Source organism: Fertoeibacter niger, assembly GCF_009380135.2.
In the GTDB taxonomy this organism is placed as follows: domain Bacteria; phylum Pseudomonadota; class Alphaproteobacteria; order Rhodobacterales; family Rhodobacteraceae; genus Fertoeibacter; species Fertoeibacter niger.
The window spans coordinates 13,215-28,351 of record NZ_WHUT02000003.1; the positions used below are offsets into that span (position 1 = coordinate 13,215).

The window sequence follows — 15,137 nt, forward strand, 5'->3', positions numbered from 1 at the left end:
TCACCCGCTTGCAGTTTCTTGCGGCACTATCCTCTGGCGTGTGCTGTGAAGCAAGGGGGCGACGGTGTGGCTGACGTCGCCCATGCCGCCCGTGCGCTTGCTGTGACCTGTATCACAGCAGCGTTACGGGCTTTTGCAGCAAGGACACGCGTGAACGCAGACAGCGCGTGTGAGAGCGGTTTTTCGGCGGCTGTGAGCGGCAGGGTATCATCCGCGCCCCAAGAACACGCGAGTGAGTTCGTCACTCCGCACAAACTGCCCATCCTTGAGGTGCAACATGAAGCCCCCGTCTCTGGCATAGATCTGGTTGCGCGAGTGACGCGCAACAGCCGTGTTAAGGGCGACGACTTGTTCAGGGCGATAGTCCGACCGTTGGGGCAGGTCCTCAAATAGCCCGACAAGTGCCAGTTCCGGGGATAGCGTGAACATCACGATGGTGTTCTGCAAGCCATGACCCGGAGACCAAGGGTTCGGCTGCTTCACCTTGTCAGTCCAACTTAACACCGTTGGATCGTCACAGGTTATGAACTGATGGCCCTTCGGCGCGCGAGCAAAGCACCAGCTGCGACGAGAAAGCTGTTCCAACACCGGTTCAACCATCTTAAGTTCAAGGGTAATTAGATGGGTCTGGTCGATGACGATCTCATAGTTTCGTTCTTCGTGGAAACGCTTCATTTCGTCATATGTGACATCCTCTTTTACAGGCACACCGCTTTCTCGCATCTTCCTTATTTGGGATTCCCAAATATCATTTGTCGATACGGATAGCCCCATAATGCGCTCAACAACGTCTTTATGGAAATCGCTCATGTTTCCCCGAAGTCGAGGATTGCGAACCGATAGAAGTGCCATCAGGTTCATTATCGAATTGAAGTGCTCAGGGCCGGGGAATGCTTGTGCCTCAATCACCTGTTGTAAGTGCGGGGCGATCTCTGCCTCAATTTTCGACATGGCATCTTCGATGTGATTTGGCCCGACGCCATGTGCTTCGACACGATTAAAGTGTCTGCGGCTTCCAATATTTCTAACCAGTGTGGTAAATGATTTCTTGGTATCACTGTCAAAGACAAACACTTGAGCCTGACGGCCAATGCCAGCAGAGAAACCCCGAAGATAGAATTGCGGAATGTAGTGATGGTTCGCTTTAGTCGCCAATGCCGTACCAATGGTGAAGGGTAAACTCCCTCCACCACTAGCGCGGGGCGCGAACGCTTGGCAAGCAAGTTAAGGTTGCGGAGTCAGGCCGTCAGGGTGACCACAGGGTTGTGCTTGACGGGGAGGCGGTGGTGTTCGTTGACCAGTTCGATGATCATATCCATGTGCTCGAGACTGACGGGCTGTGGCATCTTGCGGCACATGCGCCTGACCGATGCGACCTTGTAAACCAGTTCCCCTGCCCATGACCAATCCCCGGCCTGCCTGCAATGTTGGGCCATATCGTCATAGATCGCCCGCCAGCGGTCAAAGCGTTCCTGCGCCTCATGCGTCAGCTTGGGTTCAAAGGCCGCGAGGTCGAGGGGGATCAGAGTAGCCATGTTGGTTCCTTGTCATAAATTCCGAGGTGTTCAACCATCGTGAATTGGCCGCTCGGGGAGTGGTCGCTGTCGAACCGCCGTGTGTAGATCAGGGATTCGGTGTTCATCATCACGGTCAAGGCTTTGTGCAGCAGGACGTTGTGCGTCTCCTCGCTGACCCCTGCGCCCAACCGTTGCAGGGCCAAGGGGAGCGCCCGCTTCACCACTGTGGACGTTTTGACAGCCTTCTTCTGTGCCAGCAACGTTTCAAGGATGCAGGATGAGTAAGCCCGGTTGTGAGGGTCAACTGCGCGCCCGTAATCGAGGGGCTGCATCGCTTCACCCATGATCGGCGTCCACAGGTAGGCATGAAACTTCATCGCGCCGCCGCGTCCGTCCAGCGCGTAAACGTGGGCGTGATCCAGCCCGTGATTGTCGGGGTGTTTGCGGCAGTAATCGCGCATCTCCTGCAAGCTATCATGAAAGTCGGCTGTCGAGTGCCAGAACTGTCCGTGCAGCAAGTTCGATTGAGGGAGGGTATCGGACAACGCGGGGCCATACCATTGGATGCCGCCCATCAGCGCCCCAAACTTGGAGGCGTGGTCCAATAGGCTTTTAAACCTATATTCCTCTATTGGGACACCCTTGCTCATTTTCAAACCCCTCAACTGCATTGATTTTATTATTCCCGCGTCACTCAATTAAACGGTAATTTCGTGTATTCCTGATTATTGAGATTGCGTGAGATTGATTGAATTGAATCTGCGCATATAATGGGGCTGATTAAATACGCGAGGGCGCGATGGACGAGCAGGACGAAGAAAGAATTGTTGTTGGCCTGACCCTCCGCGCGAAGGGCGGCGACGTTGACGCTGCCAAACTTCTTTTTGCTGAAAGGGCGAAGCGAGTCCGTCCGGTTCGGTTTCAGGAGTGTCAGACGCTGGATGAATTGAAGACCGAATTTGAAAACTACATGGGCATGGAGGACATCAACCGCGCAGAGTCTGACCATGCCGCCAAGTCGTTTGATCGCCTGTTCCGACTGATCTCTGCCCGTGATGATGCTCGGAAGCAGGCCGCGCTGGCGCTGGTGAAGACCTCTGGCCTGCTACTCGTCCCTGTGATGGACCCTGCCGCATGGGAAGTCGCGGCAGAGACTTCTCAACGGAATCTCAAGGACTTGGCGCGCGCCTGACGAGTATCTCCACAGGGGGGCTCGGGGTTGCCAACGATTTGGACTCCTTGTCCCTATCGAACTACGAAAGTTGGACCTAACGAAAAATAGCGAAGAAGTCGGGTTCACTTTCTTCTTGGGCAAGCAACCGGCCATCTGTGCCGCGGAATGCGCCGATGTTATGATCCGCGTTACGCCCGTGTTACGGGAGCGCACCGCAGTTCATAACGAAATTTCTTTTGCAATATCATGGCGTTGCCTACGAAATGTTACGTGTTACGCATTTTCTCTCTGTATGGGCGATCAATACATATTTTACCCACATTTCCTTTTGAAATAATGAAACTTCAATGTTTTTCATAACACTATAACAACCGTAACAGACTGTTGAAATCAAATCGGAATTTTCTGTTATGCTTCGATCATACCTCCATGACAGAGCGTAACAAGGGGGTGGAGGAGCTGGTTCGTCCGTCATCGCCCTTTGACAGCCCGGCCCGTGCGGCCCCATGTGGTTATTGAGGGGCGAGGGGGGGGCGTGCGTTCGATGAGGGGACGTGTCGAGTTCGGGGGCATCGTGCGCTGTGACGTGGTTTTGCGTGCGTGTTGAGGGGTGTCGCGTATCGTGCGTCGTCTGCACGACAGCCACGCCGTGATCCCGGTATCAGTCTGTGCTGTCTGATTCCGTGGTTCATCGTGTCTGCTCGTCGCCGTCATCGGCCATGCGGCATGATGCTGGACGAGAGGGCTGTGTGACCGGGTTCGGGGACGATGGGAGTTTGTCCCCCTATACAGATAGAGGGTGGGGTCCTACCGAGGGAAGCCTGACGCTCTATGCTTGCGCCAGATTTTCGGTCGGGATTTCCATCGTTGCAGGATTATACAGCCAGATCAGCGCCTTGCGGGCTGTCTGCGAACCTGACGCGCGCCACTGTGGAAATCGCAAAATGTCTGCTATATGTCTGACCGTCGCAGAAATGATACGGGGTGGCGTTGCTGCCTCCCCTGTAACTCATTGAAATCTTTTGAGATTTCTGGCTCCGGCGGTAGGGATCGAACCTACGACCAATTGATTAACAGTCAACTGCTCTACCGCTGAGCTACGCCGGAACACGGGGGCTTTATAGCGGGGGGTTTGGGGGGCGTCCAGAGGCTAATGTCAGAAAAATGACGGACGGGACGGGGCGGAAAGGCGGGATGCAGCGGCGTGCGCGCGTCCTGTGTGACAGCGAGCGCCGTTTGCTTCGCGGTGGTGACTGAAACGGCGCGCCACGGTTGCGGCAGCACAGGGTCGCAGGTGGAGCGCGGGTCGCACGGCTTTCCCGCGCCGGTAATGGCACGCGCCTGCCAGTTCCGCGGCAGGGGAAGATGCGGCGTCTTTGAGCCGGGGCGAAATCGTGGCATCACGCATGCCCTGCCCTTCTGCCGCGCTGTGACGGCGCAATGGCGGGCAGCCATGCGTTCAATCAGCGGACTGGCGGGGCAATGTGCGTGCGGGGTTTGCCCGGCGGGTTCGCATGATGCGAGGCGTGTTGCCGAACAAGGCCCTGGCACGCGGGCCGCAGAACCCGTCATGCATATTCCGTCCCGCACTGGCTTGCCCGCGCCTGCGATGGCTTAACATCACCTGCCCGGGGGCTTCGCGGTCCTGACGGTCAAAAGGCATGCCACGCGCAAGACAGAGAGCCAGATGAAGGCCTGCCCGTCGCCACAGCGGGAAAGGCCGTTGCAACGCCATGCCGGATGCGCTGCCGGATGCGCCCTGGGGCGCAACCGGCTGGATCTGGCCGTGCCGGGTGTGCCGCCTAGCCGAACACCCGCCCCAGCGCACCGTCGATTGCCCCGGTGATCTGGTCGATGTCGTCGGGCGTGGCGATCAGCGCGGGGGCAAGGCAAAGCGCGCAATTCAGCCCCGGCACGCTGCGGTTCATCATGCCGATGATCACGCCCTGCGCCATGCAGTCGGCCACCACTGCGGCCACCTGCTTTTCCGCCGCAGGCTCTTTCGTCACGCGATCCGCCACCAGTTCGGCCCCGCAGAACAGGCCCTTGCCGCGCACATCGCCTATGACGGCATGCTTGTCCTGCAAGGCGGCCAGATTGGCCATCAGCCGCGCGCCCATGGCGGTGGTGTTGGCGATCAGGCCCTCATCCTCGATGATGCGCATGTTTTCCAGCGCCGCCGCAGGCCCCGCGGTGCAGCCGCCAAAGGTGGAAATGTCGCGGAAATGGCCGAGCGGGTCATCGGCATCGTCCTTGAACATGTCGAACACCGCCTCGGTCGTCACCGTGCAGGCGATGGCGGCATAACCCGAGGCCACGCCCTTGGCCATGGTCACGAAATCGGGCTTTATGCCGTAGTGCTGATACCCGAACCATTCGCCAGTGCGGCCCATGCCGCAGACCACTTCATCAATATGGATCAGGATGTTGTATTTGCGGCAGATGTCCTGAACGCGGTCCCAATAGCCATGCGGTGGCACGATCACACCGCCGCCAGCCGTAACCGGCTCCAGGCAGATCGCACCAATGGTGTCGGGGCCCTCGCGCAGGATCACGTCTTCGATCGCATCGGCGGCGCGGATGCCATAATCCGGCCCGTCCCACTGGCGGCGGTATTCCAGACAATGCGGCACTTCGACAAAGCCGGGGGTCAGCGGGCCATATTGTGCCGCACGCTGCTGCTGGCCGCCTGCTGAAAGCGCCGTGATGGTGGTGCCGTGGTAATCACGCTCACGATACAGGATCTTCCACTTTTTGCCGCCATGGTGCCGGTGCGCGATCTGGCGCACCATCTTGAACACCTTCTCATTCGCCTCGGAGCCTGAGTTGGCATAGTAGACGCGGCTGAGGCCCGGCATCTTTTCGATCAGCCTTTGCGCAAAGATCGCCCCGGGGATCGAGCCGGCAGAGCCTGCGAAATAGCACATCTTCACCAATTGGTCGCGCACCGCATCGGCGATGCTGACGCGGCCATAGCCCACATTCACCGTCCAGACCCCGCCGGACACCGCATCCAGATGTTCCTTGCCGCGGGCATCCCACACCCGCATGCCTTTGCCCTCGACAATCACCCGCGGGTCGATCGTCTCGAAGGGTTTGTGCTGGATCATGTGGTGCCAGACATGCGCGCGGTCGGCGGCCACCACGGCGCTGATGTCATTGGGCTGGTTGCCGTCCATGGCGATCTCCTGTCAGGGTTTTGTGTATGATCAGGGATAGCGCCTTGGCGTCTTAGGGCCAGAGAGCGCGCGTCGATAAGGCCAGATGCAGGTGGTGGGGGGGGAAGTGGCGGAGGAGGTGGGATTTGAACCCACGGTGGGCTTGCACCCACGTCGGTTTTCAAGACCGGTGCAATAAACCGCTCTGCCACTCCTCCGTTACAAGCGGCTTAGCGGGGCTGTTCCGATTCTGAAAGGGTGGGCAATCCTGAAATTCGGCGGATCATGGCGCGGGTCTGCAAAAACCTTGCGGTCGCGCCCCCACAGAAAGGTGATGGCGGGCGGCTGCCGATTTCCCCGCGCCACGCCCGCAGCCCTTTCCAGCAACGCGCATCACGGTTATCATGCGCCCCGAGTGCCGCGTTCGCGCGGCGGGCAGCAGGGCATCCGGGCGGGGTGGCCGAGGACAAGCGTGGCACAGAATCCGCGCGACATGGGGGCGAGGCGTGGCATATCACAGCGGGGCGCGGCAACCGGCCGCGCGGGGTTTCATCCGGCACATCATCCTGACGGCAGCGGCAGCGGCCCTGCTGGCGGGCTGCGAAAACGGCACCAACCCCTTTGCGCGCAAGGACAACCCGGCCGATGCCGAGGCGGCACCCGTGGCGCAATCCACCTCTGTCCGGCTGGTGGACCGCGATGTCGAGGCGCCGCAGGTGTTTCAGGTCACGGATCAGGCGCTGTGGGATGGCCGCCCGTCGCTGGGTGGTGTCTGGGTGGCCTCGCCCGATGCGGTTGACCCGGAACGGGTGATCCTGCGCAACCCCGGCAACGGCAAATTCGTGATCGGCGCGCTGTTCCGGCGCGAGCGCGAAAACCCGGGGCCAAAGCTGCAAATCTCATCCGATGCGGCGGCGGCGCTGGGGATGCTGGCGGGTGCACCCGCCACGCTGAATGTCACCGCCCTGCGGCGCGAAGAAGTGGCCGATACGGGCCCCGATGCCAACAGCCCCATCCTGGATGCGGCCGAAACCGTGGAAACCAGCGCGCTGGCCCCGGTTGCCGTGGCCGAAGCCGCTTTGGATGAGGTCGAGGCGGCGGTGCCACCCCCCGCCCCTGCCCCTGCCCCCGCGCCCACGGCGGCCAGCGGTGGCCGCCTGATCCAGATCGGCATCTTCTCGGTCGAGGCGAATGCCGACCGTGCCGCCGCCACATTGACCGCCGCAGGCGTTCCGGCCGAAAAGCGGCAGGAAACCAGCCAGGGCAAAGCCTTCTGGAGCGTGGTCGCCCGGGGCGGCGCCGATTCCGCCGCCACACTGGCAAAGGTCAAGGCCGCAGGCTTTGCCGATGCCTATCTCACCCGGTAATTCCGGGTTGTCTGCCGGGCACCTCCCCCTGCCCCGGCCACAACGACAAGGACGCAATCGCATGCTGCACCGTCTCAGCCTTGCCCTCGCCCTGCTGGCAGCCCTGCCCGCTCAGGCCTTTGACACCAGCGCCAGTGCCGCCTGGGTCTATGATGTGACCACCCATACCGTGCTGATGGACAAGAACGCCGATCAGCCGCTGCCGCCCGCGTCGATGTCGAAGCTGATGACGCTGAACATGCTGTTCGAGGCGCTGCGCGACGGGCGGGTGACGCTGGACACCACCTTTGGCGTTTCCACCAAGGCGCGGGAGATGGGCGGATCGACCATGTTCCTGAACGAACGTGACCGCCCCACCGTGCTGGATCTGATCAAGGGCATCATCATCAATTCGGGCAATGACGCCTGCGTGGTGGTGGCCGAGGGTCTGGCCGGCACGGAAGAGGCGTTTTCGCGCCAGATGACCGAACGCGCGCGTGCGCTGGGCATGGAAAACTCGGTTTTCGCCAATTCTTCGGGCTGGCCGCATCCGGACCACCGGATGAGCATGAAGGATCTGGGCATTCTGGCCCGCCGCCTGATCGAGGAGTTTCCCGAACATTACGGGCATTTCGCGGAAACCGAATTTCCCTTTGACAACCGCGCACCCGACAACCGCTTCAACCGCAACCCGCTGCTGGGCTTGGGCATCGGCGCCGACGGGCTGAAAACCGGCCACACGCAAGAGGCGGGCTATGGCCTTGTCGGGTCGGCGAAACAGGGCGACCGGCGGGTAATCTTTGTCATCACCGGGCTGGCCACCGAAAAGCAGCGCGCCGAAGAGGCCGAGCAGATCGTGAACTGGGCCTTTCGGCAATTCGTGCAGAAAACAGTGGCCAAGGCAGGCGTGCGCGTGGCCGAGGCCGAGGTCTGGATGGGCGCCGCCCGCACCGTGGGCTTGGTGCCCGCCGCCGACGCGCGCCTGCTGGTGCCCGCGCTGGTGCAGGAAGGCATGACCGCCGAGGTGATCTATACCGGGCCGTTTGCCGCCCCGATCGCGGCGGGGCAGCAACTGGCGGAACTGGTGATCCATGTGCCAGACCTGCCCGACGCCCGCATTCCGCTGGTGGCTGAAACGGCTGTGGCACGCGGCGGGTTCTTTACCCGCATCGGCACGGCGGCATCCGCGCTTTACGGGCAGGTTCTGGGTGACGAGGGCGGGGCAGAAGAGGCTCCGGCCTCCTGACATGGCCGGGCTGGCAGGGGGCACGGGGCTGTTCATCAGCTTTGAAGGCATCGACGGGTCTGGCAAATCGACGCAGGCGCGGCTCTTGGCCGACAGCCTGCGTGCGGCGGGCCGTGACGTGGTGCTGACGCGCGAACCCGGCGGCAGCCCGGGGGCCGAGGATATCCGCCGTCTGGTGCTGGAGGGCGACCCCGACCGCTGGTCAGCCGAAACCGAACTCTTGCTGTTCACCGCCGCGCGCCGCGACCATCTGGAAAAGACCATCCGGCCCGCCTTGGACCGGGGCGCTGTGGTGATCACCGACCGTTTCGCCGACAGCACGCGGATGTATCAGGGCATCAGCCGGGGCGACCTGCGCGGTATGGTGGACCAGCTGCATGCCATGATGATCGGGATGGAGCCTGACCTGACATTCCTGATCGACATCGCGCCCGAGGTGGGTCTGGCCCGCGCACTGGGCCGCAACACCGCCGAGCAGCGGTTCGAGGATATGGGCCTTGCCCTGCAAACGCAGATGCGCACCGGCTTTCTTGCGCTGGCGGCCGGGGCCCCCCGGTTCTGCGTGATCGACGGCGCAGGCGCGCCCGGCGCGGTGGCCGCCGATGTGCTGGCCCGCGCGCTGGCCCGGCTGGGGGCCTAGGCCATGGCACTGGCCCCCGAGGATCTGCCCGAACCCGACCGGGTCGAAGGTGCGCCGCACCCGCGCGAAACCCAGACCCTGATCGGCCATGCGGCGGCAGAAGCCACGTTTCTGGAGGCGTTCAATGCCGGCCGGCCGCATCACGGCTGGCTGATCAGCGGGCCGCGCGGCGTGGGCAAGGCCACGCTGGCCTGGAAAATCGCGCGTTTCCTTTTGGCCACGCCGGACGATGACGGCGGCATGTTCGCCCCGCCCCCACCCGCCACGCTGGACATTCCCGCCAGCCACCCCGTTGCCCGCCGCATGGCCGCACTGTCCGAAGGGCGGCTGTTCCTGCTGCGGCGGGGCATGAATGGCACGGGCACGGGCCTGTCGGATGACATCCGCGTGGACGAGGTGCGCAGGATGAAGGCGTTCTTCAACCTGTCGGCGGCAGATGGTGGCCGCCGTGCCGCGATCATCGACGCGGTGGACGAGATGCCGCCCAGTTCGGCCAATGCCCTGTTGAAACTGCTGGAAGAACCGCCTGCGGGTGTCACATTCCTGCTGGTCAGCCACCAGCCGTTTCGCCTGCTGCCTACCATCCGCTCACGCTGCCGCGAATTGCGGCTGGGGCCTTTGGCCGCAGAGGACATGGCGGCGGCGATGGCGATGGCCGGGGCCGAGACAGATGCGCCTGACGCGCTGGCCGAACTTGCGGGCGGGTCGGTGGGTGCGGCGCTGCGGCTGGCCAATCTGGACGGGCTGGCGCTGTATCGTTCGCTGGTCGATCTGTTCGCCACCCTGCCCCGTCTGGACCGTTCGCGCCTGCTGACCTTGGCCGAGGCGGGCAGCGGGCGCGGCAATGACGCGCGGTTCGACCTGATCCTGACGCTGCTTGACCTGTTTCTGGCCCGGCTGGCGCGGGCGGGCACCCTTGGCCATTGCCCGCCCGAGGCGGCACCGGGCGAGGCGGCGCTGATCGCCCGGCTGTCGCCCGATCCGCAGGCGGCACGCATCTGGGCGGAACTCGCGCAGACGCTGGGCATCCGCGCCCGGCGCGGCAAGGCGGTGAACCTTGACCCTGCCGCCCTTCTCATGGATATGGTTCTGAAAATCGACGAGACGGCGGGAAGCCTCGCCCCAAGGTGATCCCCATGACCGCAGCACCCCCCGAGATTGTCGACAGCCATTGCCATCTGGACTTTCCCGACTTCGACGGCGAACTGCCCGACATCCTGGCCCGGGCGCAAGCGGCGGGCGTCAGCCGCATGGTCACGATCTGCACAAGGCCTGACAACGAGCCGCGCGTGCGCGCCATGGCCGAGGCGAACCCTGCGGTGTTCTATGCCGCAGGCACCCACCCGATGCGCGCCGCCGAAGACCCGCTGCTGAGCGTCGATCATCTGGTGGCGCTGGCGCGGCATCCGAAATTCGTGGGCATCGGCGAAACGGGGCTGGATTACCACTACACCGCCGAAACGAAGGCCGTGCAGCAGGAAAGCCTCGCTATCCATATCGAGGCGGCCCGGCAGACCGGCCTGCCGCTGATCATCCACGCCCGCGCTGCGGATGACGACATGGCCCGCATCCTGACCGCCGAATACCGCGCCGGGGCCTATAGCTGCGTCATGCATTGCTTTTCATCCGGGCCGGAACTGGCCGAGGCCGCGCTGGATCTGGGGTTCTATCTGTCGATGTCCGGCATCGCGGCCTTTCCGAAATCCTCCGATCTGCGGGCGATCTTTGCCGCCGCCCCGCTGGACCGGATTCTGCTGGAAACCGACAGCCCCTATCTGGCACCGCCGCCGCACCGGGGGCGCAGGAATGAACCGGCCTATACCGCCTTTACCGCGAAAACCGGGGCGGATGTGTTTGGCCTCCCGCTGGCAGATTTCGCCGCAGCCACCACGGCGAATTTCGACCGGTTGTTCTGGAAGGCGCGCATGTCGCCCACCCCCGGCTTGCAGACGCAAGAAGCCGGTGCGGCGTGATGGACCGGCTGCGCTTTACCATCCTCGGATGCGGATCATCGGGCGGCGTGCCGCGACTGGGCGGCGACTGGGGCGATTGCGACCCCGCCAACCCGAAAAACCGCCGCCGCCGCTGCTCGTTGCTGGTGGAACGCATCGGGGCCGAAGGCATCACCCGCGTGCTGATCGACACCGCCCCCGACATGCGCGAGCAATTGCTGGATGCAGGCGTGGGCACGCTGGACGCCGTGGCCTGGACCCATGCCCATGCCGACCATGTGCATGGCATCGACGACCTGCGCCAGATCGTGTTCAACATGCGCGCGCGTCTGGCCGTCTGGGCCGATGGCCCCACGCAGGAATCGCTGCTGGCACGGTTCGCCTATGCCTTCGTGCAGCCCGCAGGCTCTCCCTATCCGCCCATTCTGGACCTGAACACGATCGACGGCCCCTTCACCATCACCGGGGCGGGCGGGCCGGTCATGCTGGTGCCCTTTGCCGCCGACCACGGCACGATGGATGCGCTGGGGTTCCGCATCGGGGGGCTGGCCTATCTGCCCGATGCGGTGGCCATTCCGGCGGATACATGGGGCGTGCTGGAAGGGCTGGAGGTCTGGGTGGTGGATGCCCTGCGCCGCAAGCCCCACCCCACCCATGCCCATCTGGCCCTGACGCTGGACTGGATCGCCCGCGCCGCGCCCGCCCGCGCCGTGCTGACCAACATGCATGTCGATCTGGACCATGACATTCTGGCCGCCGAACTGCCGGGCCATATCTGCCCCGCCTTTGACGGCATGGTGATCGAGATCGCAGCGGAATGACCGCGCTGCTGGATGTGATCCTGCCAGTGTTTCTGGTGATCGGGTTCGGCTATGCCGCCGCCCGCGCAGGATTGTTCAACGAAAGCGCGGTCGATGGCGTGATGCGTTTCGCGCAGAACTTTGCCGTGCCCTGCCTTTTGTTCCGCAGCATCGCCGGGCTGGACATCGCCGCGCAGTTTGATCTGGGGCTGTTCACCGCGTTTTACGCCGGGGCCTTTGCGGGGTTCGGCGCGGGCTATCTGGGTGCGCGGCTGATTTTTGGCCGCCCGGTGCAGGATGCGGTGGCCATCGGGTTCTGCTGTCTGTTCTCGAACTCGCTGCTTCTGGGCCTGCCGATCATGGAGCGGGCTTACGGTGCCGATGCGCTGGCGGGCAACTTCACCATCATCGCGCTGCATTCACCGCTGCTTTACGGCTTTGGCATCACGGTGATGGAACTGGTCCGCAGCCGGGGTCTGGGCCATTCGGCCCCGAAACTGGCGGCACAGGTGCTGCGGGCGATCTTCACGCAGCCCTTGGTCATCGGCATCACGGCGGGGTTCATCGTCAACCTGGGCGGCATCCCGCAGCCCGAGGTGTTCACGGCGGCGCTGGACATGATGGTGCGCGCGGCGCTGCCCACCGCGCTGTTCGGGCTGGGCGGTGTGCTGTTCCGCTATCGCCCCGAGGGCGACATGAAAACCATCGCCATGGTCTGCGCCATATCGCTGATCCTGCATCCGGCCATCACCTTCGGCCTTGCGCTGGCGCTGGATCTGACGACGGCGCAGTTGCGCTCGGCTGTCGTCACCGGCGCGATGGCACCGGGGGTGAATGCCTATCTGTTTGCCAACATGTATGGCGTGGCCAAACGGGTGGCGGCCTCATCCGTGCTGCTGGCGACTGCCGGGTCGATTGTCACCGTCTGGCTGTGGCTGGCGATCTTGCCCTGAGGCCGCTTTTCCGCCCTTGCGGGCGACAGTGCGGGCCAGCCCTGCCGATGACGGTCAGTAGGGCGTAACCCCGCGCAGCTTTTCCGACCGCCGCCGCAGGATTTCCACCATGGCCAGCAGCGCGATGGAAATCACCACAAGGATCGTTGCCACCGACAATATCGCCGGGCTGATCTGTTCGCGGATGCCGTTCCACATCTGGCGCGGAATGGTCTGCTGGTCATGTGCCGCCACGAACAGCACCACCACCACCTCGTCAAACGAGGTGACAAAGGCAAACAGCGCACCCGACACCACGCCCGGCATGATCAGCGGCATGGTGATCTTGAAGAACGATGTGGTGGGGCTGGCCCCCAGCGATGCCGCGGCCCGGCTCAGCGAACGGTCGAATCCGATCAGCGTGGCGGTGACGGTGATGATGACAAAGGGAATGCCCAGCGTGGCATGCGCAAGCACAACCCCGGCGTAAGAGCCGGAAAGCCCGGTGGAGGAGTAGAAGAAGAACAGCCCGGTGGCCGTGATGATGATCGGCACGATCATGGGCGAGATCAGCACCGCCATGATCGCCCGCCGATAGGGCATTTCCGGGCGGCTGAGGCCAAGTGCTGCAATCGTGCCCAGCACCGTGGCCAGCAGGGTGGAAAACACGCCCACAATGGCCGAATTCTTGGCGACCTGCACCCAGGTCGCGTTTTCCCAGACATCGGCCCACCACGCCCCGTCGCGCGCCGCCTCGGGGGCGGCCATGCCGAAGGTCAGCAGGATGTCATACCAGCGCAGCGAATAACCCTCGGGGTCGAAGGCCAGCATCTTTTCGGTGAAGGTGAAATAGGGCTCGGCGTTGAAGCTGAGCGGGATCACGATCAGGATCGGCGCGATGAGAAAGATGAAGATGGCCGTGCAGATCAGCAGATAGGTATAGCGCCAGAGGCGTTCGAGGGGGCTTGCATAGCTGGGAAGGGCCATCTGAGGGTGCTCCTGTTGTCAGCGCCGGGGGCTGCCTGCCCCCGGACCCCCGGGGATATTTAGAGACAGAAAATGAAAACGGGCTTCAGCCCAGCTTCAGGTTGTCGATGCCGATCAGGCGGTCATAAAGCCAGTAAAGCAGCAGCACACAGGCCAGAAGCACGGCCGCAAGCGCCGCAGCCAGCGACCAGTTCAGACTGTCCTGCATGTGGAAGGCGATGAGGTTGGAGATGAGCTGGCCCGAGGCCCCGCCGACCAGTGCCGGGGTGATGTAATAGCCCACGCCCAGGATGAATACCAAAAGCGCCCCCGCGCCGATGCCCGGGAGGGTCTGCGGCAGGTAGATGCGGCGGAAGGCTGTCCAACTGGTTGCCCCCAGGCTGCGCGCGGCGCGGACGTAGGAGGGCGGGATCGGGCGCATCACGGAATAGAGCGGCAGGATCATGAAGGGCAGCAGGATATGCGTCATGGCGATGATCGTGCCCGCCTGATTGTAGATCATCTGGATGCGTGTGTCGTCGGTCAGGATGCCGGTGGCGACCAGCGTGTTGTTCACCACCCCCTGCCCCTGCAACAGCACGATCCAGCTTGTCGTGCGCACCAGTAGCGACGTCCAGAACGGCAACAGCACCAGGATCATCAAGAGGTTGGACCAGCGCAACGGCAGCGTGGCCAGCAGATGCGCGATGGGAAAGCCCAGGATGAGGCAGCAGACGGTGATCAGCGCGGCCAGCACGAAGGTGCGGATGAACAGCATGACATAAACGCGGCGGTCTTCGGGTGCGCGGATGATGCTGCCGTCGGTGTCACGCGCCAGATCGACGGCGGCGAGAAAGAAGTTGGGCGAATAGGCACGCGCCACCTGGCGCATCGTGGCCCAGAGCACGGGGTCGGCCCATTGTTCATCTGCGGCCACCAGTGCCGCCTGATAGGGCGGGGCCAGATCATCCGCCTTGCGGCCCGTCGCGGTGAACAGCGAGCGGGTGCCCGAGAGTTCGTAATTCACCCGCGTACCGACGATGCCGATGGTGCGCGCTACGGCTGCCGCCTTTATGTCGGTGGCCAGCGCGGCAAAGGCGGCCTCGTCGGGCTGGGTGCCGATGGGGTTGTCGGCAAACCACTGGGTCATCAGCGGCATGTTCGCCGAAAAGCCGTTGTTGTGCACCGAGCGGTGCAGCATCTGGCCGATGGGCAGGATGAAGGTCAGCAGCACGAAGGCCAGAAGCGGCAGCACCAGCAGAAAGGCGCGGCGCCGGGCGCTGGATTGCGCACGCGCCAGCGCGGCCTTCAGCGGGCGGCCATCGGCCGTTGTCAGTTTCGCCGCGGCCTGCGGCATGTGGTCGGCGGTCATATCGGCCATGCTGCCCCTTTGGTCAGTATGCGGC

The 15,137-nt window shown here is 63.4% G+C and carries 14 protein-coding genes and 2 tRNA genes; 8 read left to right on the forward strand and 8 right to left on the reverse strand.

Going from position 1 to position 15,137, the window contains the following annotated elements; all coding sequences use genetic code 11:
- Positions 1–207: 207 nt before the first annotated feature.
- The 3 genes from GEU84_RS05660 to GEU84_RS05670 form a co-directional block, all read right to left on the reverse strand.
- Positions 208–1,155, reverse strand: a complete 948-nt coding sequence (locus GEU84_RS05660) for a DUF4238 domain-containing protein (protein ID WP_152825060.1) — start codon at positions 1,153–1,155, stop codon at positions 208–210.
- A gap of 83 nt (positions 1,156–1,238) precedes the next feature.
- Positions 1,239–1,535 (reverse strand): hypothetical protein, encoded by a 297-nt coding sequence (locus GEU84_RS05665; protein ID WP_152825058.1) that lies wholly within the window; start codon positions 1,533–1,535, stop codon positions 1,239–1,241.
- A complete protein-coding gene (locus GEU84_RS05670) occupies positions 1,523–2,167 on the reverse strand; it encodes a hypothetical protein (RefSeq protein ID WP_152825056.1) in 645 nt (214 codons plus the stop codon). Before GEU84_RS05670 ends, GEU84_RS05665 begins: the two co-directional genes overlap by 13 nt.
- A 149-nt stretch (positions 2,168–2,316) precedes the next feature.
- Here GEU84_RS05670 and GEU84_RS05675 point away from each other — a divergent pair, with 149 nt between their 5' ends.
- Positions 2,317–2,709, forward strand: a complete 393-nt coding sequence (locus GEU84_RS05675; protein ID WP_152825054.1) for a hypothetical protein — start codon at positions 2,317–2,319, stop codon at positions 2,707–2,709.
- Between the two features lie 1,014 nt (positions 2,710–3,723).
- On the opposite strand, the gene GEU84_RS05680 is transcribed toward GEU84_RS05675, so the two are convergent.
- The 3 genes from GEU84_RS05680 to GEU84_RS05690 all read right to left on the reverse strand — a co-directional run bounded on the left by GEU84_RS05680 (position 3,724) and on the right by GEU84_RS05690 (position 6,067).
- Positions 3,724–3,798: transfer RNA gene (locus GEU84_RS05680), tRNA-Asn, on the reverse strand.
- A 695-nt stretch (positions 3,799–4,493) separates the two neighbouring features.
- Entirely contained in the window at positions 4,494–5,870 is a 1,377-nt protein-coding gene (locus tag GEU84_RS05685; protein WP_152825052.1) for an aminotransferase family protein, read from the reverse strand.
- A gap of 107 nt (positions 5,871–5,977) precedes the next feature.
- Positions 5,978–6,067: transfer RNA gene (locus GEU84_RS05690), tRNA-Ser, on the reverse strand.
- A 288-nt stretch (positions 6,068–6,355) separates the two neighbouring features.
- Here GEU84_RS05690 and GEU84_RS05695 point away from each other — a divergent pair.
- The 7 genes from GEU84_RS05695 (at position 6,356) to GEU84_RS05725 (ending at position 12,786) form a co-directional block, all read left to right on the forward strand.
- Positions 6,356–7,216 (forward strand): SPOR domain-containing protein, encoded by an 861-nt coding sequence (locus GEU84_RS05695; protein ID WP_338144762.1) that lies wholly within the window; start codon positions 6,356–6,358, stop codon positions 7,214–7,216.
- Positions 7,217–7,277: 61 nt separating this feature from the next.
- Entirely contained in the window at positions 7,278–8,441 is a 1,164-nt protein-coding gene (locus GEU84_RS05700; protein ID WP_152825048.1) for a D-alanyl-D-alanine carboxypeptidase family protein, read from the forward strand.
- A 1-nt stretch (position 8,442) separates the two neighbouring features.
- On the forward strand, positions 8,443–9,081 hold the full coding sequence (gene tmk / locus GEU84_RS05705; protein ID WP_152825046.1) for a dTMP kinase: 639 nt from the start codon (positions 8,443–8,445) through the stop codon (positions 9,079–9,081).
- Positions 9,082–9,084: 3 nt separating this feature from the next.
- Positions 9,085–10,212, forward strand: a complete 1,128-nt coding sequence (locus GEU84_RS05710) for a DNA polymerase III subunit delta' (protein WP_152825044.1) — start codon at positions 9,085–9,087, stop codon at positions 10,210–10,212.
- Between the two features lie 5 nt (positions 10,213–10,217).
- On the forward strand, positions 10,218–11,054 hold the full coding sequence (locus GEU84_RS05715; protein WP_152825042.1) for a TatD family hydrolase: 837 nt from the start codon (positions 10,218–10,220) through the stop codon (positions 11,052–11,054).
- Positions 11,054–11,854 carry an MBL fold metallo-hydrolase gene (locus GEU84_RS05720; RefSeq protein WP_152825040.1) on the forward strand — a complete coding sequence of 267 codons (801 nt, stop codon included), beginning with the start codon at positions 11,054–11,056 and terminating at the stop codon, positions 11,852–11,854. The genes GEU84_RS05715 and GEU84_RS05720 overlap by 1 nt, the downstream gene beginning before the upstream one ends.
- Positions 11,851–12,786, forward strand: a complete 936-nt coding sequence (locus GEU84_RS05725; protein ID WP_152825038.1) for an AEC family transporter — start codon at positions 11,851–11,853, stop codon at positions 12,784–12,786. Before GEU84_RS05720 ends, GEU84_RS05725 begins: the two co-directional genes overlap by 4 nt.
- Before the next feature lie 54 nt (positions 12,787–12,840).
- On the opposite strand, the gene GEU84_RS05730 is transcribed toward GEU84_RS05725, so the two are convergent.
- Together GEU84_RS05730 and GEU84_RS05735 are read right to left on the reverse strand one after the other, a co-directional pair.
- Entirely contained in the window at positions 12,841–13,752 is a 912-nt protein-coding gene (locus tag GEU84_RS05730) for an ABC transporter permease (protein ID WP_152825036.1), read from the reverse strand.
- Between the two features lie 85 nt (positions 13,753–13,837).
- On the reverse strand, positions 13,838–15,112 hold the full coding sequence (locus GEU84_RS05735) for an ABC transporter permease (RefSeq protein WP_152825034.1): 1,275 nt from the start codon (positions 15,110–15,112) through the stop codon (positions 13,838–13,840).
- Positions 15,113–15,137: the final 25 nt, after the last annotated feature.

Excerpts from the sequence above, each read along its gene's own strand:
- GEU84_RS05735 (WP_152825034.1), bottom strand. The coding sequence starts at position 15,112 with ATGGCCGATATGACCGCCGACCACATGCCGCAGGCCGCGGCGAAACTG.
- GEU84_RS05670 (WP_152825056.1), bottom strand. The coding sequence starts at position 2,167 with ATGAGCAAGGGTGTCCCAATAGAGGAATATAGGTTTAAAAGCCTATTG.
- GEU84_RS05720 (WP_152825040.1), top strand. The coding sequence starts at position 11,054 with ATGGACCGGCTGCGCTTTACCATCCTCGGATGCGGATCATCGGGCGGC.
- GEU84_RS05685 (WP_152825052.1), bottom strand. The coding sequence starts at position 5,870 with ATGGACGGCAACCAGCCCAATGACATCAGCGCCGTGGTGGCCGCCGAC.
- tmk (WP_152825046.1), top strand. The coding sequence starts at position 8,443 with ATGGCCGGGCTGGCAGGGGGCACGGGGCTGTTCATCAGCTTTGAAGGC.
- GEU84_RS05665 (WP_152825058.1), bottom strand. The coding sequence starts at position 1,535 with ATGGCTACTCTGATCCCCCTCGACCTCGCGGCCTTTGAACCCAAGCTG.
- GEU84_RS05715 (WP_152825042.1), top strand. The coding sequence starts at position 10,218 with ATGACCGCAGCACCCCCCGAGATTGTCGACAGCCATTGCCATCTGGAC.
- GEU84_RS05730 (WP_152825036.1), bottom strand. The coding sequence starts at position 13,752 with ATGGCCCTTCCCAGCTATGCAAGCCCCCTCGAACGCCTCTGGCGCTAT.
- GEU84_RS05710 (WP_152825044.1), top strand. The coding sequence starts at position 9,085 with ATGGCACTGGCCCCCGAGGATCTGCCCGAACCCGACCGGGTCGAAGGT.
- GEU84_RS05700 (WP_152825048.1), top strand. The coding sequence starts at position 7,278 with ATGCTGCACCGTCTCAGCCTTGCCCTCGCCCTGCTGGCAGCCCTGCCC.
- GEU84_RS05725 (WP_152825038.1), top strand. The coding sequence starts at position 11,851 with ATGACCGCGCTGCTGGATGTGATCCTGCCAGTGTTTCTGGTGATCGGG.
- GEU84_RS05675 (WP_152825054.1), top strand. The coding sequence starts at position 2,317 with ATGGACGAGCAGGACGAAGAAAGAATTGTTGTTGGCCTGACCCTCCGC.